Source organism: Pseudooceanicola endophyticus (assembly GCF_018760365.1).
GTDB classification, from domain to species: Bacteria; Pseudomonadota; Alphaproteobacteria; order Rhodobacterales; family Rhodobacteraceae; genus Pseudooceanicola; species Pseudooceanicola endophyticus.
In genome coordinates this window covers 362,077-380,843 of sequence record NZ_JAHIAB010000002.1, presented here as the reverse complement: position 1 = coordinate 380,843, position 18,767 = coordinate 362,077, and the positions used below count along the sequence as shown (strand labels likewise).

The 18,767-nt window shown below is 67.5% G+C and carries 20 protein-coding genes, 1 tRNA gene and 1 pseudogene; 7 read left to right on the top strand and 15 right to left on the bottom strand.

Annotated features, from left to right (window positions below):
- Positions 1–71 precede the first annotated feature (71 nt).
- Positions 72–218: a DUF3553 domain-containing protein gene (locus KM176_RS05335; protein WP_202397684.1), complete on the bottom strand. Its 147-nt coding sequence runs from the start codon at positions 216–218 to the stop codon at positions 72–74.
- Between the two features lie 69 nt (positions 219–287).
- Between KM176_RS05335 and KM176_RS05330 the strand changes: the two genes are divergently transcribed.
- The gene (locus tag KM176_RS05330; protein WP_236045173.1) at positions 288–890 is read left to right on the top strand and encodes a histidine phosphotransferase family protein; all 603 of its coding nucleotides are present in this window, start codon (positions 288–290) and stop codon (positions 888–890) included.
- Between the two features lie 158 nt (positions 891–1,048).
- On the opposite strand, the gene KM176_RS05325 is transcribed toward KM176_RS05330, so the two are convergent.
- From KM176_RS05325 to KM176_RS05295, 7 genes and pseudogenes are all read right to left on the bottom strand, one after another.
- A complete protein-coding gene (locus tag KM176_RS05325; protein WP_160890944.1) occupies positions 1,049–2,314 on the bottom strand; it encodes a glutamate-5-semialdehyde dehydrogenase in 1,266 nt (421 codons plus the stop codon).
- Positions 2,315–2,335: 21 nt separating this feature from the next.
- The gene (gene proB / locus KM176_RS05320; RefSeq protein ID WP_160890945.1) at positions 2,336–3,460 is read right to left on the bottom strand and encodes a glutamate 5-kinase; all 1,125 of its coding nucleotides are present in this window, start codon (positions 3,458–3,460) and stop codon (positions 2,336–2,338) included.
- On the bottom strand, positions 3,448–4,488 hold the full coding sequence (obgE, locus tag KM176_RS05315) for a GTPase ObgE (protein WP_160890946.1): 1,041 nt from the start codon (positions 4,486–4,488) through the stop codon (positions 3,448–3,450). The genes proB and obgE overlap by 13 nt, the downstream gene beginning before the upstream one ends.
- Positions 4,489–4,535: 47 nt before the next feature.
- Entirely contained in the window at positions 4,536–5,075 is a 540-nt protein-coding gene (locus KM176_RS05310; RefSeq protein WP_160890947.1) for a GNAT family N-acetyltransferase, read from the bottom strand.
- 108 nt (positions 5,076–5,183) lie between these two features.
- On the bottom strand, positions 5,184–5,453 hold the full coding sequence (gene rpmA / locus KM176_RS05305) for a 50S ribosomal protein L27 (protein WP_160890948.1): 270 nt from the start codon (positions 5,451–5,453) through the stop codon (positions 5,184–5,186).
- A gap of 31 nt (positions 5,454–5,484) precedes the next feature.
- Positions 5,485–5,856 (bottom strand): annotated as a pseudogene (gene rplU / locus KM176_RS05300) (50S ribosomal protein L21); the annotation flags it as partial.
- 237 nt (positions 5,857–6,093) lie between these two features.
- Positions 6,094–6,984 carry a DUF2059 domain-containing protein gene (locus tag KM176_RS05295; RefSeq protein WP_160890950.1) on the bottom strand — a complete coding sequence of 297 codons (891 nt, stop codon included), beginning with the start codon at positions 6,982–6,984 and terminating at the stop codon, positions 6,094–6,096.
- Between the two features lie 173 nt (positions 6,985–7,157).
- On the opposite strand from KM176_RS05295, the gene KM176_RS05290 reads away from it, so the two are divergent.
- Positions 7,158–7,247: transfer RNA gene (locus KM176_RS05290), tRNA-Ser, on the top strand.
- A 266-nt stretch (positions 7,248–7,513) separates the two neighbouring features.
- Here the strand turns inward: KM176_RS05290 and KM176_RS05285 are convergent.
- The 7 genes from KM176_RS05285 to KM176_RS05255 all read right to left on the bottom strand — a co-directional run bounded on the left by KM176_RS05285 (position 7,514) and on the right by KM176_RS05255 (position 15,342).
- Positions 7,514–8,569: a hypothetical protein gene (locus KM176_RS05285; RefSeq protein ID WP_160890951.1), complete on the bottom strand. Its 1,056-nt coding sequence runs from the start codon at positions 8,567–8,569 to the stop codon at positions 7,514–7,516.
- Entirely contained in the window at positions 8,566–9,363 is a 798-nt protein-coding gene (locus KM176_RS05280; RefSeq protein ID WP_160890952.1) for a sulfotransferase family protein, read from the bottom strand. Before KM176_RS05280 ends, KM176_RS05285 begins: the two co-directional genes overlap by 4 nt.
- Positions 9,360–11,354, bottom strand: a complete 1,995-nt coding sequence (locus tag KM176_RS25260) for a glycosyltransferase (RefSeq protein ID WP_160890953.1) — start codon at positions 11,352–11,354, stop codon at positions 9,360–9,362. The genes KM176_RS05280 and KM176_RS25260 overlap by 4 nt, the downstream gene beginning before the upstream one ends.
- A gap of 1 nt (position 11,355) precedes the next feature.
- Positions 11,356–12,066 (bottom strand): hypothetical protein, encoded by a 711-nt coding sequence (locus tag KM176_RS05270; RefSeq protein WP_160890954.1) that lies wholly within the window; start codon positions 12,064–12,066, stop codon positions 11,356–11,358.
- Between the two features lie 117 nt (positions 12,067–12,183).
- Entirely contained in the window at positions 12,184–13,233 is a 1,050-nt protein-coding gene (gene pdxA / locus KM176_RS05265) for a 4-hydroxythreonine-4-phosphate dehydrogenase PdxA (protein WP_160890955.1), read from the bottom strand.
- Positions 13,234–13,334: 101 nt separating this feature from the next.
- A complete protein-coding gene (locus KM176_RS05260) occupies positions 13,335–14,075 on the bottom strand; it encodes an RlmE family RNA methyltransferase (RefSeq protein WP_160890956.1) in 741 nt (246 codons plus the stop codon).
- 154 nt (positions 14,076–14,229) lie between these two features.
- A complete protein-coding gene (locus KM176_RS05255) occupies positions 14,230–15,342 on the bottom strand; it encodes a Ppx/GppA phosphatase family protein (RefSeq protein ID WP_160890957.1) in 1,113 nt (370 codons plus the stop codon).
- Positions 15,343–15,509: 167 nt separating this feature from the next.
- Between KM176_RS05255 and KM176_RS05250 the strand changes: the two genes are divergently transcribed.
- The 5 genes from KM176_RS05250 to KM176_RS05230 all read left to right on the top strand — a co-directional run bounded on the left by KM176_RS05250 (position 15,510) and on the right by KM176_RS05230 (position 18,760).
- Positions 15,510–15,818 (top strand): virulence factor, encoded by a 309-nt coding sequence (locus tag KM176_RS05250; RefSeq protein WP_160890958.1) that lies wholly within the window; start codon positions 15,510–15,512, stop codon positions 15,816–15,818.
- A 37-nt stretch (positions 15,819–15,855) separates the two neighbouring features.
- The gene (locus tag KM176_RS05245) at positions 15,856–16,779 is read left to right on the top strand and encodes a methylenetetrahydrofolate reductase (protein ID WP_160890959.1); all 924 of its coding nucleotides are present in this window, start codon (positions 15,856–15,858) and stop codon (positions 16,777–16,779) included.
- A 139-nt stretch (positions 16,780–16,918) separates the two neighbouring features.
- Positions 16,919–17,878, top strand: a complete 960-nt coding sequence (locus KM176_RS05240) for a methyltetrahydrofolate cobalamin methyltransferase (protein ID WP_160890960.1) — start codon at positions 16,919–16,921, stop codon at positions 17,876–17,878.
- A gap of 244 nt (positions 17,879–18,122) precedes the next feature.
- Positions 18,123–18,404 (top strand): STAS domain-containing protein, encoded by a 282-nt coding sequence (locus tag KM176_RS05235; protein ID WP_160890961.1) that lies wholly within the window; start codon positions 18,123–18,125, stop codon positions 18,402–18,404.
- Positions 18,395–18,760, top strand: a complete 366-nt coding sequence (locus KM176_RS05230) for a response regulator (protein WP_160890962.1) — start codon at positions 18,395–18,397, stop codon at positions 18,758–18,760. The genes KM176_RS05235 and KM176_RS05230 overlap by 10 nt, the downstream gene beginning before the upstream one ends.
- Positions 18,761–18,767: the final 7 nt, after the last annotated feature.

Here is an 18,767-nt window from a genome sequence, read left to right as displayed (position 1 = left end):
CCCGCATCACGCTTTCGCTAACCCACAAGTATGGGTTGTGTTAATAACTTGGTAACCAGATTTTCGTTTGGTCAGTCAAAGACTGGAATGAGGTCGATCCGCGATCCGTCGATCACGACCTTCCCCTCGTCCGGAAAGTTGACTGTGATACGACCCGCGATATTTGATTGAACCTGCCCGACCCCCCAATCCGGCTTCATGGGGTGGCGCACAAGCATTCCGGGTTCGAGGAGATCGTTCAATGAACTCACTTCGGGCTCCTACGTCTAGAAAGGGAAAGCCGACACATGATGCAGAATAGCCATCTCCTTGCGTCGCTCATAGGGTCGCGCATCTGCCACGACCTGATTTCTCCTGTCGGCGCGATCCAGAACGGGATCGAGCTTCTGTCGCTGGAAGGGGCCGTGCGCGGCCCGGAAATGCTGCTGATTTCCGACAGCGTCAGCGCCGCCTCCGCCAAGATCCGCTTCCTGCGCATCGCCTTCGGCATGGCCGGCGCCGGCCAGAAGATCGGCAAGCGCGAAGTGGCCTCCATCCTTGATGACCTGAGCCAGAGCGGCCGCGTCACCTATGACTGGACCCCGATCGGCGATTTCGACCGCAAGGACATCCAGGAGGTCTTCCTGGCCCTGCTGTGCTTCGAAAGCGCCATGCCCCATGGCGGCGTGATCTCGGTCACGCGCTCCGATGACGATGGCTGGGAAGTGTCGGGCCCGGCGCAGCGCCAGCGCCCCGATGGCAAGCTCTGGACCATCCTGGAAACCAACGAAGGCGCCGAAACCGTGATGCCCGCCCATGTGCAGTTCGCCCTTCTGCCCGCCCTGGTGGCGGAGCGTTTCGGCAGGATCACCCTGCACGAGACCGCCGACAGCCTGACGATCACCTTCTGATCGCCGGATCCGGCGCCTGAAGATCCCGCAGCGGGGCGTCCATCGGGCGCCCCGAAAAGCATCAGGGCGCCCAAGAATGCATCATGCACTGCGACATCGGCGCACGGGCGCCGATCCCCGAAGGCCCGTTCGGGGGCTCCGAAGACCGGCGTGCAGGTTCAGGCGCGGGTGGTGCCGTCGCCGACCACCAGGTACTTGAAGCTGGTCAGCTGCTCGGCGCCCACGGGGCCGCGGGCATGCATCTTGCCGGTGGCGATGCCGATTTCCGCACCCATGCCGAATTCACCACCATCGGCGAACTGGGTGGAGGCGTTCCACATCAGGATCGCGCTGTCGACGCGTTCGAAGAAGCGCTGCGCGACGGCGGCGTTCTCGGTCAGTACGCAGTCGGTGTGGTTCGAGGAATAGGTGCGGATATGCGCGATGGCGCCGTCCACGTCGTCCACGATCTTCGCCGCGATGATGCTGTCGAGGTATTCACAGCCCCAGTCATCCTCGCTTGCCGGGACCACGGAGGCCATCTTCTGCACGGTCTCGTCGCCGCGCACCTCGACCCCCTTTTCGACCAGCGCGCGCACCAGGTCGGCGCCCAGCGTCTCGGCGATGTCGCGGTGGATCAGCAGGCATTCGGCGGCGCCGCAGATCCCGGTGCGCCGGGTCTTGGCGTTCAGCACGACCTTCATCACCTTCTCGGGATCGGCATCCTTGTCGACGAAGATGTGCACGATGCCTTCCAGGTGGGCGAAGACCGGCACCCGGGCCTCGCGCTGCACCAGCCCGACCAGACCCTTGCCGCCGCGCGGCACGATCACGTCGATATAGGAGGTCATCGTCAGCATCTCGGTGACGGCGGCGCGGTCGCGCGTCGGCACCAGCTGGATCGCGGCCTCGGGCAGGCCGGCGGCACGCAGCCCCTCCAGCAGGCAGGCATGGATCGCGCGCGAGGAATGGAAGCTTTCCGAGCCGCCGCGCAGGATCACCGCATTGCCCGCCTTCAGGCAGAGCGCCCCGGCATCGGCGGTCACGTTCGGACGGCTTTCGTAGATCACGCCGATGACGCCCAGAGGCGTGCGCACGCGGCGGATGTGCAGGCCGGTCGGGCGATCCCATTCGGCCATGACCTCTCCCACCGGGTCCTGCTGCCCGGCGATGGCGCGCAGGCTGTCAACGATGCCGCGAATGCGGTCCTCGTCCAGCTTCAGCCGGTCCATCATGGCGCCGGTCAGGCCCTTTTCGGCCCCAAAGGCCAGGTCCTTGGCGTTTTCCGCGATGATCGTCGCACGGGCGGCCCAGACCGCATCGGCGGCCCCGGTCAGCGCGGCCTGCTTGGCCTCGGCGCTGGCGAAGGCCAGCTCGGCGGCGGCGGCCTTCGCCGCGCGACCGATGCCGTCCATGATCTCGTGAATGTCCTGAGCGTCCTTCATCGGCTCATCCTCCTCGAAGTCTCAGTCCCCGACGTGCAGGGTCAGCGTCATGTCGTCCCGGTGCACCAGCGCGGCGCGGCCCGGATAGCCCAGCAGGGCCTCGATCTCGTGGCTCTGGTGACCGGCCAGCTGCGTCGCCTCCTCGGCGGTGTAGCGGGTCAGCCCCTGCCCCAGAACGTGGCCCTCCGGGTCCAGAAGTTCCACCGCGTCGCCGCGACCGAAGCCGCCCTCGACCCGGGTCACCCCGGCTGGCAGCAGCGACCGGCCATGTTCCAGCGCCCGAACCGCCCCGGCATCCAGCCAGACCCGACCGCGCGGCTTCATCGCCACGATCCAGCCCTTGCGGGCGGTCTGCGGGTCCCCCTCGGCGGTGAACCAGGTGGAGGGCGCGCCCGCGTCCAGCGCCTTCAGCGGGTTCGCCCGCGAGCCCAGCGTGATCGCCATGGCGCACCCGGCCGAGGTCGCGGTCTTCGCGGCCATCAGCTTGGTCTTCATGCCCCCTTTCGAGAGGCCCGAGCCCGCGTCGCCCGCCATATCCTCGATATCCGGGGTGATGCGTTCGACCACGTCGAAACGGCGCGCGGCGGGGTCGATGTTGGGGTTCGCGGTATAAAGCCCGTCGACATCCGACAGCAGCACCAGCCGGTCGGCGCCCACCGTCACCGCGACCTGCGCGGCAAGGCGGTCATTGTCGCCATAGCGGATCTCGTCGGTGGCGATGGTGTCGTTCTCGTTCACGATCGGGATCGCGCCAAGGGACAGCAGCGTTTCCAGCGTGTTGCGCGAATTGATGTAACGACGGCGGTTGGCGCTGTCTTCCAGCGTCACCAGCACCTGGGCCACCGTGATGCCATGGGCGCCAAGCGCCTTGTCATAGGCGGCGGCCAGACCGATCTGCCCGACGGCAGCGGCGGCCTGGGCCTGCTCCAGCGCCAGCGTGCCAAGGCCAAGCCCCAGCACGCCGCGCCCGAGCGCGATGGATCCCGAAGACACCAGCACCACCTCGGTGCCCTGCCCGCGCAGCCAGGCCACATCCTGGGCCAGCCCCGTCAGCCAGTCGTCCCGCAGCCGCCCCGTCGCGCTGTTGACCAGCAGCGCAGAGCCGATCTTGACCACGACGCGCTTGGCGCTGCTCAGGGATGCCATGTCTCTTCCTCTTCCACATCGGGGCCGTTGCGGCGCAGCCGATCCTCGTCGATCTGCGAACGCAGCGCCCGCAGCACCTCGGTCACGCCCTCGCCGGTGGCGCCGGACATGAACATCACCGGCCCGCCGGTGACCTCTTCCAGGAATTCGCGCTGCATCTCGCGCAGCTCTTCATCCAGGCTGTCGACCTTGTTCAGCACGGTGATCCGCGGCTTGTCGGCCAGGCCCGCGCCATAGGCCTCAAGCTCGCCGATGATGGTCTCGTAATCCTCGGCCACCTCGTCGGCGGTGCCATCCACGAGGTGCAGCAGCACCGCGCAGCGCTCCACGTGCCCCAGGAACAGATCGCCCAGGCCCCGGCCCTCGGAGGCGCCCTCGATCAGGCCGGGAATGTCGGCGACGACAAATTCGACGCCATCGACGCCCACGACGCCCAGGTTCGGGTGCAGCGTGGTGAAGGGATAATCCGCCACTTTCGGGCGCGCGTTCGAGGTCGCGGCCAGGAAGGTCGACTTGCCCGCGTTGGGCAGCCCCAGCAGACCGACATCCGCGATCAGCTTCAGGCGCAGCCAGACGGTGCGTTCCACCGCCGGCTGACCGGGGTTGGCGCGGCGCGGGGCCTGGTTGGTCGAGGATTTGAAATAGGCGTTGCCAAAGCCGCCGTTGCCGCCCTTGCACAGGACGACGCGCTGACCGGGTTCGGTCAGGTCGGCGATCACCGTTTCCTCGTCTTCGTCAAGGATTTCGGTGCCGACGGGCACGCGCAGGATGATGTCTTCGCCATCGGCGCCGGTGCGCAGGCGCCCCGCGCCACCCTGGCCGTTGCGGGCGAAGAAGTGCTGTTGGTAGCGGAAGTCGATGAGCGTGTTCAGCCCCTCGACCGCCTCGGCAATCACATCGCCGCCGCCACCACCGTTGCCGCCATCGGGCCCGCCGTATTCGATGAACTTCTCGCGCCGGAACGAGACGGCGCCGTTGCCACCGGCACCGGACCGCAGATAGACCTTTGCGAGATCGAGGAATTTCATGTCACTGTCCCTGCCGCAAAGGTCGCTGTCTCAGCGTGCCCGGCGGCTCAATCTAGTTTTCGGATATATGTCCAGGTCGCGACGGAGGCGCCACGCGCCACCGAGAAACTTTCCGCGTCCCCGACATATTCGAAGCCGTTCTTGGTGAGAACCCGTGCCGAAGCCGGATTGTCCTGGAAGACCGAAGCGAAGATCGACCGGTCGCCCAGCGGGTTCGCTTCGACCAGCGCCGTCACCGCCGCCGAGGCCATGTTGCCGCCCCACCACGATGGCGCCACCCAATAGCCGATTTCCGACTGGCCGGAATCCATCCGCTTCAGGCTGATGATGCCCTTCAGCTCGGCCCCGCCAACGCGGGAGCTGTCGAGCGCCCAGATCACCTCGCGCGGGTCCGCGACCATGGCGCGCGCCAGAAACGCCTCCGTCGTTCCCGGTGGCAGCGGATGCGGGATCGAGGTGGTCATCGTCGCGACGCGTGGGTCAGCGGCGTAGAACTCGATCAGGCCGGCGTCGGCCTTGGTGAGCGGACGAAGATCGACATCTTCGCCGCGGATGACGGGCTGCGCGAACGCGGTGTCTTCTGCCATGGGGTCCTCCCTCGGGCGATAAGCGTCCCTCGCTCCACCGGCAAAACGGCAGAGGGGACCGGCGGGTTGGCCGATCCCCTCAATGAACCATCACTGGTGAAGGTCGGCTTACTCCGCGGCCTCTGCCACTGGCAGAACGGAGATGAAGGTGCGACCCTTCAGGCCCTTGTGGAACTTCACGTTGCCTTCGACGGTGGCGAAGATCGTGTGATCCTTGCCCATGCCGACGCCGGCACCCGGGTACCATTTCGTGCCGCGCTGACGCGCGATGATATTGCCGGGGATGACGACTTCGCCGCCGTACTTCTTGACGCCAAGACGGCGGCCAATGGAGTCGCGGCCGTTGCGGGAGCTACCGCCAGCTTTTTTGTGTGCCATATCTGGTCTCTCCTACTTGGGGTTACTCGGCTGCGACAGCAGCGACGGAGCCTGCGCCCACAGCGGCCTTGACGCCGGTGTCGGCTGCGCCGGAGGTCAGGATCTCGGTGACCTTGACCAGCGTCAGCTGCTGACGGTGACCCTTGGTGCGCTTCGACGAGTGCTTACGACGACGCTTGACGAAGTGGATGACCTTCTCGCCCTTGATCTGGTCGACCACTTCGGCCTGGACGGCGGCACCTTCGACGAAGGGCGCGCCAACGGTCACGTCGTCACCGCCGAGCATCAGGATGTCGTTGAACTGGATCTTCTCGCCTGCATCAGCAGCGAGCTTCTCGACACGCAGGACATCGCCCGACTGGACTTTGTACTGCTTGCCGCCGGTTTTCAGAACCGCGAACATGCGTTCATTCCTTTTTCTTTCGCGTCCTTTGGCCCCCGTTGCCGGGCGTTCGTGATGCAGAGCGCATCGCCATCAAACAGCGCGTCCTCTGGGGACGACATTGAAATGCCCGGCAAGGCGGATGCCTTCCGGGATGGGCGGCTTATCCTTCCGCAGCGACACGATGTCAACCCCGCAAGGACCGCCTGCCCCATCAAACCCCCGGAAAATCCGGGGCAATCATGCCTTCCGACCGCCTCAGAGGTCGGTCGAGGGCTCCACCCCCTTCAGCTTGGCCGCCGCGGCCTCGAAGCGCTCTGCCATGACCTCGTACTGGACGTCGTTCATCAGCTTGTAGACCGCCTGCATCTTCGGATCCTCCAGCGCCTTGGCATAGGTCTCCAGCTCGGCATCGGTGAAATCGCGATAGGTATAGGCCGAGTTGATCAGCGCGTTCATGCGATTCTGATCCTTGTTGGCCTTGGCGTTCTCCTTCAGCGAATCGTGCAGCGTCTGGTCGTCGACCTGGAAGTCGATGATCCCGGCATCGCGCGCCGCCGTCAGGAAGCGGAACTGGACATCGGCCATCGAGATCTCGGAATCATCCGCCGCATCGACCGCGGCGTTCAGCCGGTCGAGCAGCGCCACCCGGTCGGTCTTGCCGTCATCGATCAGCTTCGCCAGCACGTCCTGGGACTTGGCGCTGCGGTCCTGGTCCGTATCCATGTGCGAGGCGTTCTCGGCCTCGACCAGGCGCTTGCCCAGATCCCCGGAATAGAAATCCGAGGCAAAGGCCAGCTCCTCGTCCGAGATCTTCGCCTGGATCATCTTCTCGCCCATCGACTTCAGCGTCGCGGGGGCGAAGATGTCGTCGGTCAGCACTTTCCAGGTGGTGGCGAAATCACTCTGCTGCAGGTTCAGCATCTGCGGCCCCGCCTCCGCGCTCAGCTGGATGCTTTCCAGCGCCACGTCGAATCCGGTCACCTTGAGAAAGTCGTTCACCTGCTCATCGGTGGCCGCCTTCCCCGGCAGCGCATAGGCCGCCAGCAGAATCAGCGAGGACAGGAGGATGATCCCCGCGCGCCTGATGGCGCCGGCATCCCCTGCCCGGACCGCGGCCGCGGCCCCTCTCCGCTCTGCTTGCCTCATTGCTGCTTACTCCTTCTCATGCTGTGCCCGTGGCGGCCGGGGCCATGCCCACGGGGCGTCGGGGCACCGCAACGGCCCCCTGACGCAAAGGTAGGAACATTCTTGGCCTCCGCAATGCAAAAGGCCCTTGAACCCGTTCACAACTCTCTGTAAACGCCCCTCACGACCCCCGCGGAGAGGTGCCGGAGTGGTCGAACGGGGCGGTCTCGAAAACCGTTGAGCCTTTACGGGTTCCCAGGGTTCGAATCCCTGTCTCTCCGCCACTTTCCCTCCCGGCTTCGGCCGGGACGGGAAAGGGTCGAAACAAAATCAAACAGTTAGACTGACGCTGCCAGAACCCAACCGGGTGAGCCGCCTGCCATTGCGCGGGCGTTTTGCATGTCCGGCGGGCCGCTGCGCGCCTCCGAAGGCGGGACTTTGCAGACCTGCGCGCGCGACCGGCAGGACCTCGCCACGCGCGGCCCGGGCGGGCTTCTAAAGGCCCTCCGATGCCGCAGGACAGGCGCCCCGGCAGCCCCGCAAGCACGGCTCAGCCCGCCGGTCCGTGCAGCGCCTCCAGCTGATCGAGCTGGGCGCGATAGGCCCGCACGGCGCAGAGATCGGCGTCCACATGGGCCCGGAAGCGCGGCGCCGGCGGGCGCCCCTCCAGCGCGGTCCAAAGCCGGTCATGCAAAGCCTGCGCCTCCATGTCGCCGGGATTGACCGTGCGCGCCTCTGCCGCCAGCCGCAATGCCATGTCGGGCCGGTCCTGACGCTCGAACGCGCGGGCGATCGCCAGAGCCAGATAGCCGCGCAGATAAAGGTCCGGCGGCAGCGTCCCGAGGTAGCCCATGGCGCGCGCCACCGGCAGACGGCCCAGATCCAGCAGGTAAAGCAGCGCGGCCAGATCGGGATAGCGGCTCATCTCGCCGCGCAGGGGAGCCAGCATCGGCTCCAGCCGGTCCTCGGAGAGCGCCGGGATCAGGGCCGCCAGACCGAAACGCGATTCAAGATAGGCGGGAATCGTGTGCGGGCAGTTCTTCAGGCTGATCACCCGCGCCGGTGGCACCTCGGTCAGGCAGAAGAGATCGCTGGCCACCTTTTCCCCGACCAGGATCCAGGGGCGGAAATCCGGACTGCGTGCCAGCAGCGCCGAGAGGCCCGGCGGGGGGCCTGCCACCCCCGCACAGCGCAGGAAGAAGCCGCGCCGCAGGCCGCCGTAGATCTCGGGCGACATGGCCAGCACCTTGGCGCCCGGCAGCCCGGCCCCGTAGAGCAGCGCCCCGTAGGCGCCCATGGAGCCGCCCAGCATCAGCACCTCGTCGTAGCACGCGGCAAGCTCGCGCAGGAAGTCCAGCGTCTGCCCGCGCGAGGCATCCCCGCGCTCCAGCGGCACCCCGTCGAAGAACCAGCCGTTGTCCGGGCAGTTCAGCAGCAGCTGGTCGCAATCCTGCCGCGCCAGCACATCGTAATAGGCAAAGCGCCCCTTCTTGCAGTCGATCCCCGAGAAGGCGATCACCAGCCGCCGCGCGCCGCGCCGGCGCAGCAGCGCCCAGTCGCTGAAGCGTTCATCCCGGGCGGGCGGCGCAAGATCACGCGCGCTCACCCCGCCGCCTCCAGCATCCATGCGTGGCGCGTGCCCACCAGGGCCGCCACCAGGTCGCCATGGTTGTCGACCAGCGCCTCCAGCGGTTCGGGGTTCATCCGCAGATTGGCGGGCCGGGCCTCGACCGCGCTGCCGCCCAGCAGCCGTTCGCCAATCGCGCAGACCTCGGGGGTGAAATCACCCGCCTCGGTGAACATGTCCTCGTAATCCAGCCGCACCACGCCGGGCACCGTGGCCAGCAGCGTCTGCACCCGCGCATCCTGACGTTCCAGCCGGTCGATGGCGGCCAGCGCAACGGCAATGTCGAGGTGCAGCCGGGGCTTGTCGGTGATCATCTGCTCGGCCCGCTCTGCCGACCATTTGCCGGTGGCGATCGAGATCTGTTCGGAGACATGCACCCGAAGCTTGTTGCGCCGCCGGATATGCACGATGCCCGCGCCGCTTTCCTGCATGAAGCCGATGACGAAGGGCTTGCGGCCATCGACATCTTCGCGCTGCGGAATGAGGTTCAGCCCGAAGTACTTCACATCCATCACCAGCCGCCGCCCGCCGGCCTGACGGCGCAGCGCCGCGATGTAATCGCGAAACAACCGGGGGTGGTGCTGCGGATGCACCAGTTCGGGGCGTTCCTGCACCCGGTCGCGCACGAAGCCGTAGAAACGGTGCGGCGCCGAGAGATCGCCATGGAAGATCTCGTCGCAATTCAGCGCCCCGGCACGGGTCAGCAGGGTGCGGAACACCGTGGTGCCGCTGCGCTGGCGTCCGATCACGAAGATAAGGTCCGATCCGGTCATCCTGCCTCCTGGCGCGACACCGCCTGTGCATAGAGCGCCCTTGCCAGCTGCCGGCAGGCCGCCGGGTCCGAAGCGCACATTTCCTCCATGGCGGCGCGCAGCATGGTGCGGCTGCCGACATTCTGTCCCCGGCTCCAGGGCCAGGACATCGAGCCTTTCCGGAAGCGGTAAAGAAAGCCCTGCTCGGGCAGCAGAATGCCGCGATACCCGCGCGCGGTGAAGCGCAGCCAGAAGGCCCAGTCGTCGCCCTCGCCATTGCGGCGGGTGGCGTCAAAGCCGATCTCGCGCAGGACCTCGGTGCGGATCAGCGCGGTCATGCGATAGTCGTTCTCCAGCAGGTGCAGGTGATCGCCCAGCAGATGCTGAAGCACCGGCTCGGCGCTTTCGCCGAAGTTGCGGCGCTGCGGGATCACGGCGTCAGGGGCCAGCGGGGACTGGTTCCAGGCCTCCAGCAGATGCGCCAGCAGATCCGGCGCCAGCAGGTCGTCGGTATCGAGGAACAGCGCCAGGGGCGTTTCGCAGGCGGCGATCAGCGTGTTGCGCGCCGCCAGCAGCCCGCCGTTGGGCTGGGCGATCACCGTCACGTCGGGCAACATTGCCCGGGCATAGTCGAAATGCGCAGCGGCGGCGGCGGTCGATCCATCATCGCAGATCAGCACCCGGGGCGGAGCGGGCGACTGCCAGGCGAGGCTGTCGATGGTCTCGTGGAACTCTTCCCCGGGCTGATAGGCGGGGATCAGCACCGTCAGATCCGCCAGCCCCATCGGCGCGCGCGGCGCCGCATGCAGGCTGCGGCCCCGCTTGGCCGCCAGCCGGGCGTCGTACAGCTGTCCCGTCGCCTCGGCAATGCGGGCGGGATCAAGGGTTTCGACGCAATGGGCGCGCAGATCGGCGGCAATCGCCGGGGCCTGCGCCATCATCCGCTCCATCTGCATCTGGAGGCCCCGGACGCTGGCCATCCCCTCGTCCAGCACATGCCTCGCCTGGTGTTCGAGGAAGAATTCCGCCATCGGCGTGCCCGCCCGCACCACCGGCAGCAGCCCCGCGTCGATCGCTTCCACGCAGGCATAGGAAAAGGTCTCGGCCGAGCCGAGGCTGGGACAGAGCGCCCCGGGTTCCAGCAGGGCGCGCGCCTCTGCCCGGGGCAGGAAGCCCGAGAAGGAGACGCGATCACGCAGGCCGGGCGACAGGCGGGCGCGCACATAGCCCTGCATGTCGCGCTGGCGGAACGGGGTGTCGACGATCCGCCCGATCAGACGGATCTGGCGCAGCGGCAGCACCGGCTCGATCGCATTGGCCAGGTAGATCAGCTTGTCGATCCCCTTCGACAGGGCAATCCGGCCAATGTACTGGAAGTCCGCCCGGGCCCCGGGAAAGTCCGGCGCGGGCCCGAAGGCATAGGGTTCGCGCAGCGCCGCAACGTTTTCGGTGATGCCATAGCCCGCCAGCCGTGCCTGCGCGGTCCGCGAAGGCGCGATCACCAGATCCGAGACCCGGCATTGCTGGCGCTCGCAGAGGTGGTTCATCCGGGCGCCCGCATCCATGTCGATCTGGTCGGCCTCGTAGAAATCCTCGATGAAGCCGTGGTTGTAGGTGACAAGCAGCTGCCGCTCGGCCCCGGCACGGGTCTGGATCCCCTGATAGGCGGTCAGGCAGGGCGCCAGGAAATCCGTCCCCTCCACCACGTCGATGCGCCATTCGGCGATCACTCGGTGCAGCGCATCGGCCAGATGGCTGGCCATGAACAGGTTGTGCGAGGGCACCGGGCATTGCCGCCAGACCTGCCGGGGATCCAGATGTTCGACATGGACATGATCGCGCCGGAAGGGTGCCGTATCGGGCAGGCGCAGCGCATGGGGCCCCTCGGTCCAGGTGAACAGGTAGACCTCGTGGCCGGCGGCCTGCATGGCGGGCACCATGTACTCCAGATAGGTGGCGATCCCGCCGGAGGGGGTAAAAGGCGTCTCGCGCGAGACATAGAGGATGCGCACCTCAGCTCTCCCCGACCTGGAGGGCGAAATGATCCAGATGCAGGGTGAATTCGCCGGCCAGCGGCAGCTCCAGGATCAGGATCGCCTCGGCGGCAGCGGCAAAGCCGATGTCCTTCAGCGCAGCCTCGCCCACCCGCACGCTATGTTCGAACGGCATGGTCGAGACCGGGATGCGCCGGTTCAGGTGATCGCTGCGCGTGCCGTCACGATGCTGGAGGCGCAGGGTCACGGTCAACTGGCGGGGAATTTGGGCAATGTTTCGGCTGCCGATCTCGAAGAAGCTGATCATATCGAGCCGCAGGGAGCGCGCGCGCCGCAGCGCCTCAAGGTCGAGGGCGCATTCCAGCGTCAGCCAGCGCGGCTTGGCGGCCAGCGGGAAGACCGGGTTCACGGAAAGCCGCGACACCCGCGGCGCATTGCCCGGCCCGGTGGGCAGCGCAGCCAGGGCCACCGTGGCACCGCTGTCGCCGACCTCCGGATCCATGCCGATCCAGACGCCGGGGGCGAAATGCTGATAGGGATCGGCGGCAAAGGGGGCGGCGGGCGCGCCCTCGGCCAGAAGGGTGCCCAGCCCCGAGGCCAGCAGGCTGGCCTGCGCCAGTTCGGGCGGCGCGAAGGAGGACACCTGGCTTTCCACCTCGGCCCGCAGGGTGCGGATCATCCGCTCCATGCCCTGCAATTGCATGCGGATGCGATCAAGACTGGCCTGCACCGGCGCCCCTCCTCCGATTCACGGATGCGACGGGACGGACAGGCCCCGCCATCCCCCGGTTCTCCGGGGAACGACTCCGTTCTAGGCGGGACTTTCTTAGCGAATGGTAAAGGCGCCTCAGGCGCCGCGGGCCAGCACCATCGCCCGCGCCTGGCTGAGCGCGAGGCTCATGGAGCGCGGATCGGCAATGCCCTGCCCGGCGATGTCGAAGGCAGTGCCATGATCGGGCGAGGTGCGCACGAAGGGCAGCCCGAGGGTGATGTTCACCCCCTCCTCCAGCCCGAGGTATTTCACCGGGATCAGCCCCTGGTCATGATACTGCGCCACCACCACGTCGAAGGCCCCCTTGCGGGCCTGCATGAAGACCGTATCGCCCGGCCAGGGCCCGGAGGCATCGATCCCCTCCGCCCTTGCCGCGGCAATGGCGGGGGCGATGATCTCGATCTCCTCGCGCCCGAACAGGCCGCCTTCGCCGGCATGGGGGTTCAGCCCGGCCACGGCGACCCGGGGGGCGGCAATGCCGAAGGCGCGACAGCCCTCGTGCGCCAGGCGGATCGCCCGCATCTGGGCGTCGAAATCCGCCAGCCCGATGGCATCGCGCAGCGAGACATGGATGGTCACCAGAACGGTGCGGATCACGTCATTGGCCAGCATCATCGCCACCGGCACATCGCCGGCGTAATGGGCCAGCATCTCGGTATGGCCCGGGAAGGGCACGCCGGCGGCAGACAGCGCCTCCTTGTGGATCGGCGCCGTGACGATGCCCGAGGTCCGCCCCGCCATCGCCAGCGCGATCCCCGCGCGGATCGCCGCAAAGGCGGCCGCCCCCGAGGCCGCGCTGACCTGCCCGTAGTCCGGCGCCTGAGCCAGCGGCACGCCGGTCTCGATCAGCCGCAGGTGGCGGGGCGACAGAGCCGCCTCTTCCGGGCCCGAAACGACCTGGATCGTCCATTCCGGCGCCACCAGGGCCCGCGCCCGTTCGGCCACGGCGCGCTGGCCCAGCAGGATGCTCTGCGGCGCACCCTCGGCGATCACGGCCCGCAGGGCAATTTCCGGCCCGATCCCCGAGGGATCGCCCAGGGTCACCCCCAGCGGCACCAGCCCGCCCGCCGATCCGCCTGCCGGAGAGGGTGCTCCTGCCAGATCTTCAAGCTGATCGCCCGCCATGGTCTTTCCTTCCAAACCCGGAAGCAGGGTTTGCAAATGCAGCCCAGCCCCTTTGCAACATCGTTGCCAACTTTGCAGACCGGCTCAGGCCGGTTTGCAAATCACTCGTCCAGCGGCTCCGCGCCGCGGCCCCGGTACCCGGTCGCCACGACGAACTTCTCGGAGGAATCCGAGCGCGACGACGGCGGCTTCACATTCGCCACCTTGGTGAACTTCTGCTTCAGGATCTTCTGCAGCTCGCCCTCGGCGCCGCCCGCCAGCACCTTGGCCACGAAGGTTCCGCCCTCGGCCAGCACGTCGAAGGACAGGTAGGCCGCCGCCTCGCACAGCGCGATGATGCGCAGGTGGTCGGTCTGCTTGTGCCCGGAGGACGCTGCGGCCATGTCGCTCATCACCACGTCGGCTTCGCCGCCCAGCCATTCCTTCACCAGATCATCGGCCCCGTCGGCCAGGAAATCGAGCTGATGCACCTCGGCGCCCGGGATCGGCTCCACCTCCTGAAGGTCGACCCCGACGATCCGCCCGACCGCCTTGCCGGACTTCTCGCCCAGCGCATTGATCCGCGGCACCGCGACCTGGATCCAGCCCCCCGGCGCGCAGCCCAGGTCAACCACCCGGGCCCCCGGCACCAGAAAGCGGAACTTGTCGTCCAGCTCCATGATCTTGAAGGCCGCGCGACCGCGATAGCCCTCGGCCTTGGCCCGCACCACATAGGGGTCGTTCAGCTGCCGCTGCAGCCAACGGGTCGAGGAGAGCTTGCGCCCCCGCGCCGTCTTCACCTTGACGGTCAGATCGCGGTAGCCCCGCCCCGAAGAGTTCTTGCCGGTCGGTTTCTTCGCCACGTCCTGCCCTTTCGCCTTTCCAAAAATATGTCGGGGAGCGGCCGCAGGCCGCGGGGGCAGAGCCCCCGGCCACGATCACCGCTCTCGCGCCCCTAGAATACCAGAACGGGCCGGTTGTCAAAACCAGACACCGCATAGCGGCCTCCACCCCGCGTCAGTACGGGGCATCCTCCAACACGCCATCGGCGCTCATCTGGGCATAGAGCAGCCCCTCGCGCAGGCCGCGGTCCGCCACGCTCAGCCGGTCGGTGGGCCAGCAGCGCAGCAGCGCCTGCAGGATGGCACTGCCCGACATGATCAGCGCATGACGGTCCTGGCCGATGCGGGGGTCCTTGCGGCGCCCCTCCGGCCCCATCTCCAGATAGCCCCGGATCACCCGGTCGATCTGGTCCGAGGTCATCCGCAGCCCGTCCACCTTGGTCCGGTCATAACGCTTCAGCCCCAGATGGCTGGCCGCCACCGTGGTCACCGTGCCGGAGGTGCCGACAATCTGGAACCCGGCGCGGGCCTGCTCGTCCTTGTAGGGGGCGAAATCGGCCAGCGCTTCCTCGAAGAACCAGGACATCAGCGCGAAACGCGCCGCGTCGTCCTCCACGTCGCGGAACTGGTCGCGCAGCGTCGCCACCCCCAGCGGCACCGAGATCCAGTCGACCACCTTGGCGGCGGGGAACGGGCTTTCCGGCGGATGGAAGCCCGCGTGCAGCCGCATGATCGCCCGGGGCCGCTCGCGCTGCGGCACCGAGGTCAGGTCGATCCACACCAGCTCGGTCGAACCTCCGCCGATATCGACCACCAGCAGCTGCTCGGTCCGCGTCGAGACCAGCGGCGCGCAGGAGATCACCGCCAGGCGGGCCTCCTCCTCTGGCTCGATGATCTCAAGCTTCAGGCCGGTTTCCCGGCGCACCTGCTGGATGAAACCCGCGGCATTGGTCGCACGCCTGCAGGCCTCGGTCGCGACCAGCCGCATGTGCCGGACCCGGTGCCGCTTCAGCTTCTGCTGGCAGATGCGCATGGCCTGTATGGTGCGTGCCATCGAGACACGGGACAGCCGCCCCGAGCGTTCCAGCCCGGAGCCGAGCTGGACCGATTTCGAGAAGCTGTCGACCACATGGAACTGGCTGCCCTTCGGCTGGGCAATCAGCATGCGGCAAGAATTCGTACCCAGATCCAGCGCAGCGTAAAGCTCCGCCGGATCGGGCGGTTTGGATGCGGGACTCTCGACCGGTTTAGGGAAAGCGCCCGCACCTTTGGGACGCCTGGGCGCCATGGTCGCGCCCTCCATATCGTGTTGATTACCAGAGTAATCATTCACCCGATCCTCCGCAAGATCCTTCCTGTGGCGCAACCCCGCCCTGCACCTGTCCGGAACGGTTGCGTCGCCCCCTTCGATCTGGTCTTCACGGGCCAAGCGAGTTTTCCGGAAGGACCGGCCCCATGCCCGATGTCACCATCGTCTACTGGCGCGACATTCCCGCACAGGTCATCGTCGGCAAGGGTCGGCGCGCCGCCAAGGCCGTGCTGCCAGAGCGGTTCGAGCAGGCCATCGACCGCGCCGCCATGAAGGTTGGCGCCTCGGACACGGATGCCTACCTGGCCGAATGGCGCAAGGCCGCGCCCTTTCCTGTCGAAGGTGACCCCCAAGAGGTCGCGAATGACCAGATCGCCCGGCTGGATCGGGAATATGATCAGGAGAAGATCAAGGAACTGATCGCCAACGACGGCTGGGACGGCCCTCAGGACTGACCCCGACGCTTGCGGCGAAAGCGACCAGGAGACGGCCATGTCCCTCATTCCCTTCCGCCGCAAGTCCTCTGCCCCTGCCGCCGGGCGCCCCATCGACGCCCTGCTGTCGGGCTACTCGATCGAGGTGATGCCGCGCACCGCCGCGAAGATCGCCGACTTCCGCAGCCTTCTGCCCGGCGGCACCCGGGTCTACATCGCCCATATCGATGGCACGCCCATTGACGACATGGTCGCCACCGCCGCGCGGCTGGCCTCCGAAGGCTTCGAGGTGATGCCCCACCTGCCCGCCCGGCTGGTCCCCGATGCCGCCACCCTGGCGCTTTGGCTGGATCGCTACCGCACCGAGGCCGGCGTCACCGGCGCGCTGTTGCTGGGCGGCGGGATCGACAGCCCGCGCGGGACCTTCGACAGCTCCCTGCAGCTGATGGAAACCGGGCTGTTCGACCGCATGGGCTTTGATCGCCTGCATGTCGCGGGCCACCCCGAGGGCAACCGCGACATCGACCCCGACGGCGGCGACCACGCGGTCATGCAGGCGCTGCGCTGGAAACAGGACTTCGCCGCGCGCAGCGATGCCCGCATGGCCATGGTCACCCAGTTCGCCTTCGAGGCGGCGCCCGTCCTGGCCTGGGCCCGCCGCCTGCGCGACGAGGGGATCGACCTGCCGATCCATCTGGGCATCGCCGCCCCCGCCAAGCTGCAGACCCTGATCCGCTACGCCGTGACCTGCGGCGTCGGCCCTTCCCTGAAGGTGCTGCAGAAGCGCGCCCTCGACGTCACCAAGTTGATGCTGCCCTATGAACCGACCGAGATCCTCTCGGATCTGGCTGGCGCGGCCGAGGCCGGGGATCTTCCCTTTGCCCAGCTCCACCTCTTCCCGCTGGGCGGCATTCCGGCAGCGGCGGACTACGCGATCCGGCACGGTGGCGCCGACACCCAGCCGCTGCGCGCCCGCGGCTGAGCCAGACCACCGCTTACCCCAGGGGCAACAAGCCTCTAGCAAGGTCCCGGGACCGACCTGCGGGCCTGGCCGCCACCGACCGCCCCGCAGGGCCGAACGGGCCAAGCCGGCGCCAACCACTGTTCGAAAGGGACCAGACATGACCCGCACCATTCTCGAATCCCGCTCCAGAACCGTGACCATCGGCTTTGATGAGCCCTTCTGCGTCATCGGCGAGCGCATCAACCCCACCGGGCGCAAGAAGCTGGCGGCAGAGCTGGAGGCGGGCGATTTCTCGACCGTCGAAAGGGACGCCCTCCAGCAGGTCGCCTGCGGGGCTGCCGTGCTCGATGTGAACGCGGGCGTGGTCTACAACTCCAACCCCAACCCGAACGAGACCGAGCCGCCGCTGATGCGCAGGATGATCGAATTGGTGCAGGCCCTTGTCGACGTGCCGCTCTGCATCGACAGCTCGGTTCCCGGCGCGCTGGAAGCGGGGCTGGAGGTTGCCAGCGGTCGTCCCCTGGTCAATTCCGTCACCGGCGAGGAAGAGCGCCTGGAGCTGGTTCTACCCCTGGTCAAGAAATACAACGTGCCGGTGGTGGCGATCTCCAACGACGACACCGGCATTTCCGAGGATCCCGAGGTCCGCTTCGCCGTTGCCAGGAAGATCGTGGAGCGCGCGGCCGACTACGGCATTCCCGCCCATGACATTGTGGTCGATCCGCTGGTGATGCCGGTGGGCGCCATGGCCAGCGCCGGCCAGCAGGTCTTTGCCCTGGTGCGCAAGCTGCGCGAGGAACTGGGCGTGAACACCACCTGCGGCGCCTCCAACATCAGCTTCGGCCTGCCCGCGCGCCATGGCGTCAGCGCCGCCTTCCTGCCGATGGCGATCGGTGCGGGCATGACCTCGGCGATCATGAACCCCACCCGCCACGGCGAGATGGAGGCGATCAAGGCCGCCAACCTGCTGATGAATCACGATCCCAACGGCGGAGAGTGGATCCGCTTCTCGCGTATCACCGACGCCATGAAGGAAGGTGCAAGTTTCGCCGAGGCCGCCGCCGCGGCCGGGGCAGCCGCCGGTGGGCGCGGCGGGCGGCGGCGCCGCCGCAGCTGACCTCCGCCCGCCACCGCCCCAAGGCACAGCGCAAAGCCACGCCGGCCGGAGTTTCCGACCGGCGTTTTTCGTTGCGCCAAGGGAACTTGTCCGCGGGGCGGGCGGCAATCTCTCAAAACCGAGCGAAACGCCCTTTCCGCGTAACTTCGTCTTAACGGCCCGCGCCCTATCACCTCTGCGACGCATAGGAACGATTGGAGTCAGGCATGCTTTCGCTTCGCCCGCTTGCCCGGAGCTGGTGCCCATGACCGCGCCGCTGGTCCTCCCCCCGAAGCTGGATCTTCCGGCTGCCGGCCCCCTGGCCGAGGCGCTGCGCGCCCGGCTCGACGGGGATCTAGAGGTCGATGCCGGTGAGGTCACGCATCTGGGCGCCCTTTGTCTTCAGGTGCTGCTGTCGGCGGCCACATCGCTGCGGGCAGGCGGTCACGCGATGACCATCCGCCATGCCAGCGACCGCCTGCTGGAACAGATGTCCCAGATGGGCTTCACCCCCGAAACCTTGGCGGAGGGTCGGGAATGGGCCTGACAGTTCTGGCAGTCGATGACAGCCGCACCATGCGCGACATGATCCGCATGGCCCTGGCCCCTGCGGGCTTCACCGTGCATCTGGCCGAGGATGGCGTGCACGGGATCGAGGTGCTCGAGGGGATCTCTCCGGATGCGATCATCACCGACATCAACATGCCGCGCATGGACGGCTTCGGCTTCATCGATGCGGTACGCGATCAGGATGCCCACCGGGCCACGCCAATCCTGGTGCTGACCACGGAAAGCGCCCCGGAACTGAAGATGCGGGCCCGCAATGCCGGGGCCACGGGCTGGATCGTCAAGCCGTTCGATCCCGCAAAGCTGGTGAAGGCCCTGCACATGGTCGCCGGCTAGGTAGGAG